The sequence below is a fragment of the Tropicimonas marinistellae genome, from assembly GCF_001509585.1.
GTDB lineage: Bacteria > Pseudomonadota > Alphaproteobacteria > Rhodobacterales > Rhodobacteraceae > Tropicimonas > Tropicimonas marinistellae.
In genome coordinates, this window is the sequence record NZ_LNCI01000002.1 from 304,271 (window position 1) to 317,068 (window position 12,798).

The window sequence follows — 12,798 nt, forward strand, 5'->3', positions numbered from 1 at the left end:
AGGAAAATCCCTCGGCATGACCCAGAATGCTCCGGTTAGGGTGGGCCACGACGGCGATATCGCCTGGGTGACCATCGACAACCCGCCCGTCAACGCCACCTCCACCCCCGTCCGGGCGGGGCTGGCGCGTGCCGTGGAAGAGGTCCGGGGCGCTCGCGTGGCGATTTTGGCTTGCGCAGGCCGGACCTTCGTGGCGGGCGGTGATATGTCGGAGTTCGACGCTGCGCCAGTGGAACCGCATCTGCCGGATGTGGTTCAGGCGATCGAGGATTCCGAGGGGCCGTTCCTGGCGCTTCTGCACGGCAATGTGCTGGGAGGCGGGCTTGAGATCGCCATGGCGTGCGCCTGGCGGATCGCGGCGCCGCGCACCGGTTTCGGCCTGCCGGAAGTCAATGTTGGCTTGATCCCCGGTGCAGGTGGCTCGCAACGCCTGCCGCGACTGATCGGAATGGAGCCTTCCATCGACATTGCCTGCTCGGGCAAGATCGTGAAGGCGGAGGAGATGTTGGCGCTTGGCGGTGTCGACCTCGTCACCGGAGAGGAGTTGGCGGCGGCTGCGCGGGACTTCGTTGCCAACCTGCCCGACCGTCCACTGGCGGTCAGTCAGCGCCCGCTGATGGCGTACTCGGCGGAGATGATAGCAGAGAAACGGGGGGAGTTGGCCAAGCGTGCCCGCGGCCAGACCGCTCCGTTGGATAACCTGGACGCCCTTCAGATGGCGATCCGACCGTTTTCCGAGGCGCAACCAATTGAACGTGCCAAGCACCTGGAACTGCGCCAATCTCCGCAATCCAGAGCGCTCCGCCACGCCTTCTTTGCGGAACGCGACGTCGCCCGTCCAAAGGCCATCGAAGGTGCAGACGCGCGCGCCATCGAAAATGTGGTGGTTGTCGGTGGCGGATTGATGGGTGCCGGCATCGCAACGGCGATGCTGAATGCGGGAATGCGGGTGACAATTCTGGAACGTAGCGTCGAAGAGGCTGCAGCGGCGCAGGGGCGCGTCGACGGCCTGGTCAAAGGGGCGCTTGCCCGAGGCAAGGCAACCAAGGAACAAGTTGCGGAGCGGCTCTCTCGCTTCCGGGCCAGTGACGATTTCGGCCGTGCGGAAAATGCCGACGTTGCCATTGAAGCGGTGTTCGAGGACCTCGACGTCAAGCGGGATGTCTTTGCGAGACTAGACGCGGTGGCGGGACGCGAATGCCTGCTCGCCACCAATACGTCCTACCTTGACCCTCGGCAGATCTTTGAAGGGGTGTCCAGACCGGAGCGCTGCCTCGGACTGCATTTCTTCAGTCCCGCACACGTGATGAAACTGCTGGAAATCGTCCGTTGCCCCGACACCGCGCCGGAGGTGGTCGCCACCGGGTTCGCGCTCGGCAAACGGCTTCGGAAGGTCTCGGTCCTTTCCGGTATCTGTGACGGGTTTATCGGTAACCGGATGCTTGCCGCTTACCGGCGCGAAGCAGACTACCTGCTGGCCGACGGTGCGCTTCCCTACCAGGTCGACGCCGCAATGCGCGCCTTCGGTATGCCCATGGGACCCTATGAATTGGGAGACCTAACCGGGCTGCAGATCGCCTGGGCCAATCGCAAACGCCAGGCCGCGACGCGAAGCCCTCACGAACGGTACGTCGAGATAGCCGACCGGTTGTGCGCGATGGAACGGTTTGGGCAGCGCGTTGGGAAGGGTTGGTACCTTTACGAGGATGGGAGTCGCAAGCCGCAACGGGACACCGCGATCGAGGCCTTGATCGAAGCCTATTCGGCCGAGGTCGGCATCACTCGGCGGCGTTTCACCGCGGACGAAATCTCCTCGCGCCTAACGGCTGTTCTGGCCAACGAAGGTGCGCGGATCGTCGAGGAAGGTATCGCCGAGAGCGACGCCGCCGTCGACGTGGTCAAGCTGCATGGCTACGGCTTCCCGCGCTGGCGGGGCGGGCCGATGCACCATGCCAACGAGATGGGCTGGGACGAGACAGCCCGGGTCATGCGGGAGGTCGCGGCAGAAAGCCCGGGCTCCTGGACGCTGGCGGAACGGTTGGAAGACCGGGATCAGCACGACTCCAACAATCGCGTCTCGAACTCCGACTAACACGAGCTCGCTTCGTGCGAAATGATTGCCATACCAGGGAGGAACACATGGCTAAGTTCACCAAACTCGGCGCGCTGCTGGCCAGCGCCGCTCTTGCTCTTTCTGGGAGCGCCGCCCTTGCCGCCGACTACACGCTGACGATTTCCAGTTGGGCGCCGCCGACACACAACATCAACGCCAAGATGTGGCCCAAGTTCATCGAGATGGTCGAAGAGGCAACCGACGGCAAAGTCACCGCTGAACTCAAGCTGGGCCTGGCCCCGCCGCCGGCACAGATGGACCTGGTGATGGATGGCGCGGCCGACGCGTCCATCATCTTCCACGGCTACCAGGCCGGGCGTTTCGTCACGACCAAACTGATCGAGTTGCCTGGCTTCGAAGGCTCGGCGGAGGACGCCTCGGTCGCTTATTGGCGCGCCTATGACGAGTTCCTGAAGAACGCCGATGAGCACCGCGGCGTGAAGGTGATCGCGCTGCACACGCATGGACCCGCACAACTGCATACAGCCGATCCGATTGAAAACCTCGACCAGATCTCCGGCCTGAAGCTGCGTATCCCCGGAGGGGTTGGCGGCGACGTGGGGGGCGCGCTCGGCGCGACCGGTATCCAGGTGCCGGCGACCAAGGTCTACGAAACGCTTGCCTCCAAGGCCGCCGACGGAGTCGTGATGCCGATCGACTCGCGCAAGGGTTTCAAGCTAACCGAGGTCGCGCCGCACATGTACGAAATGCCGGGCGGATTCTACCGCGGTTCCTTCGCCATGATCATGAACGAGGACATCCTGGCCGACTTGCCAGAGGACCTTCAGCAGGTGCTCGAAGAAAAAGTCTTCGGCGAGCCGTTCTCGCGCGAGCTTGGCAAGATCTGGGACGCCGGTGACGTTGAGAGCATCGGGGTCACCGAGGGGACCGAGGGGAATTCCATCACCGTCGCCTCCGATGCCGACCAGGCTGCGTTTGCCGAGGTCGCCGGCAGTGTCGTTTCCGCCGTGCTGGAAGAAGTGGCCGCGACCGGTGTCGATGCGCAGGCCGCCTACGACATGATCAAGTCAGAAATGTCCGGGATGTGATGCTGACGCGGACCGGCGCCCCGTGCGCCGGTCCGACCATCCGGGGGTAGGGGAGGAGCCAGTCCCATGAAAGCACTCATCGATGTCGGGCGGATTGCCAGCAAGGCGCCGGTCTACCTTGCTTGCGTCGCGCTGTTCATTCTGATGGTTATGACATTTTGCGATGTCATTTTGCGGTCGACGTTCAACGCGCCAATCGAGGCCGCGACGGAGCTGACGCGCATTCTTATGGCGATCATGGTATTCTCCGTCCTGCCGGTCGTTTCCGGCCATGGCAGCCACATCTCCGTCGACCTGACAGACCCCTGGTTCGACTACATGCGCCTGCACAACATCCGCGATGGGCTGGTGTGTGTCGTGTCGGGCGTCATGCTGTGGTGGCCGGTGCAGCGCGTCTGGGTGCTGGCCGAACGCGCACGCGACTATGGCGACGTCACCGAATACCTGTCGATCCCGCAGTTCTATGTAGGCTGGTTCATCGCCGGATCGACCGCTGTCACTGCCGTCATCCTGATCCTGACCGGCGTGATCTATTTTGTTTCCCCCAAGCTTCTGGAGAACCGCACATGACTGCGGCTCTGATCGGTTTCGCCATCGTTCTCGTTCTGGTTCTTGTCCGCATGCCAATCGTCTTTGCGATGGGGTTGGTCGGCACGCTGGGCTTTGCTTACGAACGTGGCGGTTCGATGTTCGACGAACGCGGTATGAAGGCCGCCATGTCGATGGTCGGTCGCCAGATCATGGATACGGCGCAGGACTATGGCCTGTCGGTCGTGCCGCTGTTCATCCTCATGGGGCTATTCGTGAACAAGGGTGGCCTCGCAAAGGAGCTATACGCCGTTTCCAATGCCTTTCTCGGCCACATGCGCGGTGGCATAGCCATGGCGACAGTTGCGGCCTGTGGCGGCTTCAGTGCTATCTGCGGCTCCTCGCTCGCCACCGCGGCGACCATGTCCAAGGTCGCGATGCCCGAGATGCGCCGCTACGGCTACGCGGATTCGCTTTCCACCGCCTCAATCGCCGCCGGAGGCACGCTTGGCATTCTGATACCACCCTCGGTGATCCTGGTGATCTACGGTTTGCTGACCGAAACCTCCATCGGCAAGCTCTTCATGGCCGGGATCATTCCAGGCATCCTCGGCATCCTATTCTACCTGCTGGCCGTGCGATGGACCGTCTGGCGCAAACCGGAAAGCGGTCCTGCAGGAGAAAAGCACGGCTGGGGCGAGCGGCTCTCCGCGCTGCGCTCGGTCTGGGCGGTACTGCTGCTTTTCTTCTTGGTGATCGGTGGGCTCTACGGCGCCTTCGACTTCGCGCCGCTTAACCTCACCTTCTCACCCACCGAAGCCGCAGGCATGGGGGCAATGGGTGCCTTCCTGATCGCGCTCTCCCGCGGTGGGCTGACCCTTGCCTCCACCTTCGAGGTGCTGAAGGAAACCGCCCTCACGGCCGCCGCGCTCTTCGCGGTGTTGATCGGGGCGCAGATCTTCTCGAATTTCGTCAACCTCGCAGGCCTGCCGGAAGCGCTGATCGCCATGGTCACTGCCTATGAGGTGCAACCCTTCGTGGTCATCCTGATGATCCTCGGCATCTACATCATCCTCGGCTGCGTTTTCGAAAGCCTCTCGATGCTGCTGCTTACCGTGCCGATCTTCTTCCCGCTGGTGACCTCGCTCGGCTATGACCCGATCTGGTTCGGCATCGTCGTCGTGGTGGTCACTGAGATCTCGCTCATCACCCCGCCGGTCGGCCTGAATGTCTTCATCCTACGCGGCGTGGTCGGCAATGTTTCCACCGGCACGATCTTCCGTGGTGTGACGCCTTTCTGGATCGCCGACATATTCCGCCTGGCGCTGATCGTGCTCGTGCCGATCGTGGTGCTGTTCCTTCCCAACCAGATGGGCGCGATGGGGCACTGATGTTCAGCTTGACCGACCTCCCCGAGGGTTTCCACCAAAACCCCTGGCCGACCTACCGCGCGTTGCGCGAAGACGCCCCTGTGTGTTGGCAGGCGGACGGGTCGGCGGTGCTGTCGCGCTATGCGGATCTGGATCGGGTCTACCGAGACACCGAGACATTCATTTCCGACAAGAAAGCCGTCTTCGGCCCGAAATACGGGCAAGGCACACCGCTCTACGAACATCACACCACCAGCCTCGTTTTCAATGACAACCCGCTGCATGGTCGGGTGCGCAAGGTGATGGTGGGGGCATTGAACCCCCGGGCGCTGGCACAGATGGAACCGGGGCTCGTGGCGTTGGTGGATCGACTTCTGGACGACATGGCGGGCGAGCTCGAAGTCGACCTAATCGAGGCCTATGCCGGCGCGATCCCCATCGAAGTTATTGGCAACTTGTTGGGAATCCCGCGCGACCTCCGCGAACCCCTTCGCGATTGGTCGCTGGCGATCCTCGGTGCGCTGGAACCGCAACTGACTCCCCAACAGGAAGCGCGCGGCAACCAGTCGGTGACCGAGTTCAAGTCCTTCCTGAGGGACATCATCGAGGATCGTCGTCTGAACCCCGGCGATCCGGAGACCGACGTCCTGACCCGCCTGATCCAATCGGACGTGGAAGGCGGTTTGAGCGAGGCGGAACTCTATCAGAACTGTATCTTCATCCTGAACGCCGGACATGAGACCACGACCAACCTGATCGGCAATGCCCTGGCACTTCTGGATGCCAACCGCATGGCCCGTGCCAGCTTGCTCGAGACCCCAAGGCTGATCGTCACCGCGGTGGACGAGTGCCTTCGTCTGGAAAGCCCCAACCAGTTCGGCAACCGGTTGACGACGCAGGACGTGGAGCTGCACGGGGAAACGATCCCCGCCGGCACGGACCTGCACCTGTGCATCGGCGCCGCCAACCGCGATCCCGAGCAATTCGAGGCGCCTGACGAGCTTCGGCTAGATCGCCGCCCGAACAAGCACCTCGCCTTCGCCGGCGGCGCCCACACCTGCGTGGGGCTCACACTGGCGCGCATGGAAGGGCGCATTGCCGTTGGCCGTTTCCTTGAACGCTATCCCGACTATGCCCTGGCGCACGGCGCCAAACTGGGTGGGCGCGTCCGCTTTCGCGGCTACGCGCGATTGCCCGCATATCTCTCCTGAGGCCCCGAACAGAGGACCAGACATGACCCTTCAACAGATCGACAGTTTTGCCGCCGGAGAATGGATCGCGCCCGGCGAGGGAGCCAGGCTTATCCACTCGGCGGTGACCGGCGAGGCGATGGCCGAGGCTGGTAACGACGCGCTCGACGTGCAGGCGATGCTGGATTTCGCCCGCAACACAGGTGGACCGGCCCTCCGCGCCATGACTTTCCATGATCGTGCCCGCATGTTGAAGGCACTCGCGATGCATCTCAGCCAGCACAAGCAGGCGATGTACGACATCTCTTTTGCCACCGGGGCCACCCAGAAGGACCACCTGATCGACATCGATGGCGGCATTGGCACGATGTTCGTCTTTGCCTCCAAGGGGCGGCGCGAACTGCCCGATGCCCATGTCTATCTCGACGGAGACGTCGAGCAACTATCGCGCAACGGCACCTTCCTGGGCCAGCACATCTGTACGCCGATGCCCGGGGTCGCCGTCCATATCAATGCCTTCAACTTCCCGGTCTGGGGCATGCTGGAGAAGCTGGCGCCCACCCTGCTGGCTGGTGTCCCGGCGATCGTGAAGCCTGCCACCGCGTCTTGCTATGTGACCGAGCTCTGCGTGCGGCTTATGATCGACAGTGGCATCCTGCCCACTGGGGCCCTGCAACTTGTGTCGGGCGGCCTGGGCGACATGCTGGACCGGTTGACGTGCCAGGACGTAGTGAGCTTCACGGGCTCTGCCTGGACAGCGAACAAGCTCCGTTCCGCGCCGCATATTATCGAGAACTCGATCCATTTCGTGTCGGAGCAGGACAGCCTCAACGCCTCGATCCTTGGTATGGATGCCGAACCGGGCACACCCGAATTCGACCTCTTCGTGAAAGAGGTGCACCGGGAGATGACCACCAAGGCCGGCCAGAAGTGCACCGCCATCCGCCGTATCATCGCGCCCGAAACACGGGTTCCGGCGTTGATCGAGGCGATTTCAGAGCGGTTGTCCAGGACGACCATCGGCGATCCTAGGCTGGAGACAACGGGCATGGGGGCGCTGGTTTCCAATAGCCAGAAGCACGATGTGCTGTCCCAATCTGCCATTATCGGCTCCGAAGCCGAGCGTGTTTACGGGAACCCTGACGACTTCGACGTCGAGGGCGCGGATGCCGAGGCTGGCGCCTTTGTGCCGCCGATGCTCTTCCACTGCGCCAACCCTGACGCAGCCGAGCGGGTGCACGACACCGAGGCCTTCGGCCCCGTCAGCACCATCATGGGGTATCGCGACACCGGCCACGCGGTAGAACTGGCCAACCGGGGCATGGGGTCGCTGGTGGCGTCCGTCGTTACCCGCGATCCAGCAATCGCGCGGGAGATCGCGCTTGGGTCCGCCGCTTTCCATGGCCGGCTCTACTTCAACAACCGCGACTCGATGAAGGAGAGCACCGGCCACGGATCGCCGCTGCCACACATGGTCCACGGCGGTCCTGGTCGTGCCGGCGGCGGCGAGGAGATGGGCGGTGTTCGCGGGGTGATGCATTACATGCAGCGAACTGCCATCCAGGGCTCGCCTGACATCCTGACCGCCATCGGCAAGAAATGGGTGCCGGGTGCCAAGGAAATCGAGGGTCTCGCGCACCCCTTCACCCGCAAGTTCGGCGAACTGCAGATTGGGGAAACAATCCACACCGCCCCGCGAAAGATATCGATGGAGGATATCGAGCATTTCGCGGAGTTCACCGGCGATACCTTCTACGCCCACATGGACGAGGACGCGGCAGCCGCCAACCCGTTCTTCCCCGGACGGGTGGCGCATGGCTACCTGCTGCTCAGCTTCGCTGCCGGCCTCTTCGTCGAACCGAACCCGGGGCCCGTGCTGGCCAATACGGGCCTCGACGGGTTGCGCTTCATGAAGCCGGTTTCGGCGGGTGACAGCATCAAGGTGCGTCTGACGGTCAAGAAGAAGACCGGCCGCAATGAGGAATACGGTGAGGTCCGCTGGCACGTCACCCTGACCAACCAGGACGACGAGTTGGTCGCGGAATACGAACTGCTGACCATGAACGCCTATTGAGCCACCCGGATTGATTGTGCTCCACGCGGGTGCGCCCTAGGGTCGCTCGCATGGAAACCGCCGTTTCGCAAACCTTTACCGCCTGCCGTGACCGGCTGCTTTCGCTTTCGGAATACCGCGTCTGGTCGCTGATCGTGACGATCCTCGGCGATCTGGCGCAAGCGCCTGACGCTCGGATCAGCAGTGGCACCCTGACCCGGATCACGGAACCGATCGGGGTGAGGCCGGAAGCGATGCGCGTTGCCCTGCATCGGTTGCGCAGGGACGGCTGGATCGAAAGCCACCGGCGCGGCCGGGAGAGTTTCCACCACCTGACTGAAATGGGGCGCAGCCGCAGCGTCGCGGCCACGCCGCGGATCTACGGACCCGGAGCACCACAGGACGCCCCGCTACACATCCTGATCGTTGACGAAGATGACGCGAGTGGGCGGCTGCTGATCGACTCACTTGTCGGGTTGGGGACACATGTGCCTGTGGGAGCGCAGGCGGCGCTCGGTGTCGGGGAACCACCGGCGGATTCCGCCGGAATCGGCATATTTCGCATTACAGAGAGTTACGTGCCGGACTGGTTGCAGCACCGTATCTGCCCGCCCGAACTCGTGCAGGCTTACGTTGATCTGAAACTCGGCCTGGAAACGGTATCGGCAGAGCTCGATGATGCGCCGAAACTGACGACAACCGAAATCGTCGCCCTCAGGGCACTGGTCGTTCACAACTGGCGGAGAATCTTGCTCCGCCACCCGGACCTGCCGGCCTATCTTTTCCCAAAGGATTGGTGCGGTCGTGATTGTCGCACTCTGGTCACTGATATTCTCGGTCGACTGCCCCGGCCCGAAGCCGGCCCGGACGGCGTGGTCATCGCCTCCTGAGCCAGGATCGCTGGAAAGCATAGGGAAACATCACTGGCGAAAGTCGAAGTCTTCGAACTCAAGGCGGTCCTACGAGCACTCAGGACCCCCGATGATGCCGTCGCCCTTTAGAGCGTTGACGGCTCTACTGATCTTGTCGGAAACAAGAGTGCGCTTACAGGTAAAAGTGAACTTTCTTAACGGATTAGGCGCCGAACCAAACCTACGATAGTGGCCGCCAGTCTCCTAAAACGACCCGGTGTCGAACAATGCGACCCGGCACTTGAGACCCTTTGCATCATCGAAACGGAACACATTCGTCTGATCGGGTCCACCCGCAATCATTACCGGGGTTACGTCTGAGCAACTCGGCATGCAACGAGGCAGGGGGCTGGCCAGCGTCCCCCAATGACGAAATGGGCCGCAGTGGCGGTGCCGACTGAACAAGGTACTCGTGAATATCAACGGTGAACGAGATTACCTTCAGCGAGCGGTCGACCACTGAGGCGAAACTCTGGAAGGTAGGCGACAAGGGTACGCGGTCGGCAAGTTGTCTTGGGTTTCATGAAATAACTACGCAGGCGTGCGGCCATCGGAAGGATTTCTGACCGACTTGCTCCTTTACAATAGCGCGGTTTTGAAGACGACCGACGCCTCGCTGACGCAAGAAGCAGACCAATGCTCGAACAACCGGGCGGCGAAATAACACTCACCGTTTCGACGACAGGAGAGGGCGATGCAACGCTTCCGGCGGAAGCGAAGTACACAGCATTTGCCTCCGTCCACGCGGTTGCCCTCGACCATTTGAGTCCGGCGCGGCAGGAGGGGCAGGCTCACTGTCCATTCAGAGACCGATAACCTTCGACCGGTGAGCATCACGCCAAGACGGATGTCAGAACGGCGTGAACAACTTGCTCCCGCAGGTCACCCTGGGCTTTGTCCGTGAACAGCTCTTCGCCGAATATGATCGAGAAGGTCGGGCGGTTCGACACGTTAAAGAAGCACATGGCGCTGATCTGCCAGTGAAGCACCAAGGGTGACACATCTTTCCTGAATTCACCCGTGCCGATTCCTGCCTCACAGATGCGTGCTAGCTGTTCGATGGCCGTCGTGCTCGATTCGCTGAGCGTTTCCATGGCTCGCATGTGTCTGCCGTCATGAATGTTCTCGATCATGACAAGGCGAATGAAGTCAGCGTTGTTGCGGTGGTGGTCGAATGTGAACCGGACCAGCCTACGGAGCGCCTCGGTGGGTGGTAATCCATTGAGATCCAGTTCGGCCTCACCTTTGCGAACGCTCCTGTAAGCATCCTCAAGAGCGGCTCGGTACAGGCCTTCCTTGTCGCCGAAGTAGTAGAAGATCATCCTCTTCGAGGTCTGGATACGGTTGGCAATATCTTGAATCCGCGCCCCGGCTAACCCGTTTTCCGCAAATTCTGCCTTGGCGGCGCGCAAGATGTCTGCGCGCACGGCCTTCGGATCTTGCTTCCAGGACCGAACCTTTTTTTCGGAGTCGTTTCTCTCGCCGTCCATGACTTCCGTTTCCCATGCTGAGGCGCGGTTGTCCAGCATTTAACCATGCGGTACATTTCGGTTGACCAAATTAACCACGCGGTCCATTGTCGGCGAAAGCGAATCGCGGGACGGCAGGGGAGGAGCATCCTGAAATGTCGGTTCAGTCTGTCATCGACGGCGGCACGGATATCCGGGTCGGGTTGATCGGTCGCGGGATCACTCGGTCTCGCACGCCGGCCATGCATATGGCGGAAGCCAGAGCGCAGGGAATGACATGCGCCTACAGGCTGTTGGACATGGACGATGATGCGTTCGCGGGAAGAACACTCGCGTCGATGCTCGAATGGGTCGAAAGCGAAGGCTATTGCGGCGTCAACGTCACGTATCCGTTCAAGATCGAAGTCATTCCTTTGCTGGATGGTTTGTCAGCGAATGCTTCCGCCATCGGCGCCGTGAATACAGTCGTGTTCAGGAACGGCACGCGAACCGGTCACAACACAGATCTGTGGGGATTTGCCGAGGGCTTCCGTCGTGAGTTTGGCGCCGGTCCACACCGGCACGTCTTGTTGCTTGGTGCGGGCGGAGCGGGCGTTGCGGTCGCGCATGCTCTGGTTGACTGTGGCGTCCAGCGCATTTCGATCTTCGATCTCGATTCCGACAGGGCCGAAGCGCTCGCGATACAGGTGGCAAACAACCGTGCGGACGTTGATGCGATGGCGGTCGCCGACCTGGCGGGTCTCGCCGCACAAGACGCTCCGGAAGGGATCGTGAACGCGACGCCTGTTGGGATGGCGAAGCTGCCCGGATCGGCTTTTCCCTTGGACTTGCTGACGCCTCGGATGTGGGTCGCTGACATCGTCTATTTCCCGTTGGAGACAGAGTTGCTTCGCGGAGCTAGGTCCCGGGGGTGTCGCACTCTCGGCGGCACCGGAATGGCCGTGTTTCAAGCCGTTCGCGCATTTCAGCTCTTCACAGGGCATCCCGCCGATCCGAAGCGGATGAAGGCGACCTTCGATGCCTTTGACCTGAAAGCAAAAGATCAACCGAAAAACTGAACGCGAATAAGGGAGGACTCCATGACGTTCAACTTCACCACGCTTGCCGCCACAGCGGTTCTGACAATCGGAATCGCTTCGGCTGCCGGAGCACAGACGATCCGGGTTGCGCATGTCGACCCCGACGACTGGACGGCATCGAAGAAAGGTGCAGCCGCGCATGTATTCAAGAATGTCGTCGAAGGCGAAACCGATCTTACCGTCGAACTCTTCCCGGCCGGTGCGCTTGGCAACGAGGACGAGTTGGTCGGTCAGGCCCAGGAAGGCCTGACCCAGGTGGTGCTGGTCTCGGGCGCAATGTCCAAGATCTGTCCGGCGGCCGGCGTGCTCGACATTCCTTACACCTTCTCTTCGGCAACGATCGCCTGGGACGTGCTTGATGGAGACTTTGGTGACGCCCTGGCTGAGCATTGCCTCGAACAGACCGGTCTGCGCACACTCGCCTATGGCGAAACGGGTTTTCGCAACTTCACCAACAACACCCGTGAGATCCGCAACCCCGAGGATATGGCGGGCCTGAAGTTCCGCGTCCAGCCGATCCCGCTCTATGTCGAGATGGTAAAGGGCCTTGGCGGAGAACCGACGCCAATTGCCTGGACCGAACTGCCCAACGCGCTGTCCACCGGTGTCGTCGACGGACAGGAAAACCCGGTCGGCGTTATCTACAACAATGGGCTTCACAAGCTGCAGGAGTTCATGACCCTCGACGGGCACGTCTATGCCGCCGACTTCATCCTGATCTCTGACGAGTTCTTCCAATCGCTATCTCCGGCCGAGCAACAGGTGGTCGAGAAAGCTGCGCGTATTGCTGGCACCATGGGGCGGGCGATTCAGCAGTGGGGCACCGCGGAAGGCGTGAACAAGGTGCAGGAGGAAGGCATGCAGGTCTACTCCCCGACGTCTGAGGAGATTGCTGCCTTTGCCGAGAAGGCGCAGCCAGCCGTGATCGAGTACCTTCGCGGGGAACTGGGTGACGATGCTGCATGGATCGATCGCCTTCAGGAAGCGGTCTCCTCCGCTCAGTAATCCGTCTCTCCTGCCGGGGACACGCACCGTC

10 protein-coding genes are annotated in these 12,798 nt (G+C 61.8%); 9 read left to right on the forward strand and 1 reads right to left on the reverse strand.

The window, feature by feature from the left end; all coding sequences use genetic code 11:
* Positions 1-16: 16 nt before the first annotated feature.
* The 7 genes from ARC39_RS04790 (at position 17) to ARC39_RS04820 (ending at position 9,193) form a co-directional block, all read left to right on the forward strand.
* A complete protein-coding gene (locus tag ARC39_RS04790; RefSeq protein WP_068110838.1) occupies positions 17-2,092 on the forward strand; it encodes an FAD-dependent oxidoreductase in 2,076 nt (691 codons plus the stop codon).
* Positions 2,093-2,139: 47 nt separating this feature from the next.
* Positions 2,140-3,162: a TRAP transporter substrate-binding protein gene (locus tag ARC39_RS04795; RefSeq protein WP_068110841.1), complete on the forward strand. Its 1,023-nt coding sequence runs from the start codon at positions 2,140-2,142 to the stop codon at positions 3,160-3,162.
* A 66-nt stretch (positions 3,163-3,228) separates the two neighbouring features.
* A complete protein-coding gene (locus ARC39_RS04800) occupies positions 3,229-3,732 on the forward strand; it encodes a TRAP transporter small permease (protein WP_068110843.1) in 504 nt (167 codons plus the stop codon).
* On the forward strand, positions 3,729-5,081 hold the full coding sequence (locus ARC39_RS04805; protein WP_068110845.1) for a TRAP transporter large permease: 1,353 nt from the start codon (positions 3,729-3,731) through the stop codon (positions 5,079-5,081). The genes ARC39_RS04800 and ARC39_RS04805 overlap by 4 nt, the downstream gene beginning before the upstream one ends.
* On the forward strand, positions 5,081-6,271 hold the full coding sequence (locus tag ARC39_RS04810; protein ID WP_068110847.1) for a cytochrome P450: 1,191 nt from the start codon (positions 5,081-5,083) through the stop codon (positions 6,269-6,271). The genes ARC39_RS04805 and ARC39_RS04810 overlap by 1 nt, the downstream gene beginning before the upstream one ends.
* Positions 6,272-6,293: 22 nt before the next feature.
* Positions 6,294-8,324, forward strand: coding sequence for a phenylacetic acid degradation bifunctional protein PaaZ (paaZ, locus tag ARC39_RS04815; protein WP_068110848.1), 2,031 nt, complete (start codon positions 6,294-6,296; stop codon positions 8,322-8,324).
* Positions 8,325-8,374: 50 nt separating this feature from the next.
* Entirely contained in the window at positions 8,375-9,193 is an 819-nt protein-coding gene (locus ARC39_RS04820) for a PaaX family transcriptional regulator C-terminal domain-containing protein (protein WP_068110850.1), read from the forward strand.
* Between the two features lie 854 nt (positions 9,194-10,047).
* Here the strand turns inward: ARC39_RS04820 and ARC39_RS04825 are convergent.
* Positions 10,048-10,743 carry a TetR/AcrR family transcriptional regulator gene (locus ARC39_RS04825; protein WP_236545125.1) on the reverse strand — a complete coding sequence of 232 codons (696 nt, stop codon included), beginning with the start codon at positions 10,741-10,743 and terminating at the stop codon, positions 10,048-10,050.
* Between the two features lie 95 nt (positions 10,744-10,838).
* On the opposite strand from ARC39_RS04825, the gene ARC39_RS04830 reads away from it, so the two are divergent.
* A complete protein-coding gene (locus tag ARC39_RS04830) occupies positions 10,839-11,741 on the forward strand; it encodes a shikimate dehydrogenase (RefSeq protein WP_068110852.1) in 903 nt (300 codons plus the stop codon).
* 21 nt (positions 11,742-11,762) lie between these two features.
* Positions 11,763-12,767: a DctP family TRAP transporter solute-binding subunit gene (locus ARC39_RS04835; protein WP_068110854.1), complete on the forward strand. Its 1,005-nt coding sequence runs from the start codon at positions 11,763-11,765 to the stop codon at positions 12,765-12,767.
* The last annotated feature ends 31 nt before the right edge of the window (positions 12,768-12,798 follow it).

Coding starts and splice junctions, on each gene's coding strand:
- ARC39_RS04790 (WP_068110838.1), top strand. CDS start 17: ATGACCCAGAATGCTCCGGTTAGGGTGGGCCACGACGGCGATATCGCC.
- ARC39_RS04795 (WP_068110841.1), top strand. CDS start 2,140: ATGGCTAAGTTCACCAAACTCGGCGCGCTGCTGGCCAGCGCCGCTCTT.
- ARC39_RS04800 (WP_068110843.1), top strand. CDS start 3,229: ATGAAAGCACTCATCGATGTCGGGCGGATTGCCAGCAAGGCGCCGGTC.
- ARC39_RS04805 (WP_068110845.1), top strand. CDS start 3,729: ATGACTGCGGCTCTGATCGGTTTCGCCATCGTTCTCGTTCTGGTTCTT.
- ARC39_RS04810 (WP_068110847.1), top strand. CDS start 5,081: ATGTTCAGCTTGACCGACCTCCCCGAGGGTTTCCACCAAAACCCCTGG.
- paaZ (WP_068110848.1), top strand. CDS start 6,294: ATGACCCTTCAACAGATCGACAGTTTTGCCGCCGGAGAATGGATCGCG.
- ARC39_RS04820 (WP_068110850.1), top strand. CDS start 8,375: ATGGAAACCGCCGTTTCGCAAACCTTTACCGCCTGCCGTGACCGGCTG.
- ARC39_RS04825 (WP_236545125.1), bottom strand. CDS start 10,743: ATGCTGGACAACCGCGCCTCAGCATGGGAAACGGAAGTCATGGACGGC.
- ARC39_RS04830 (WP_068110852.1), top strand. CDS start 10,839: ATGTCGGTTCAGTCTGTCATCGACGGCGGCACGGATATCCGGGTCGGG.
- ARC39_RS04835 (WP_068110854.1), top strand. CDS start 11,763: ATGACGTTCAACTTCACCACGCTTGCCGCCACAGCGGTTCTGACAATC.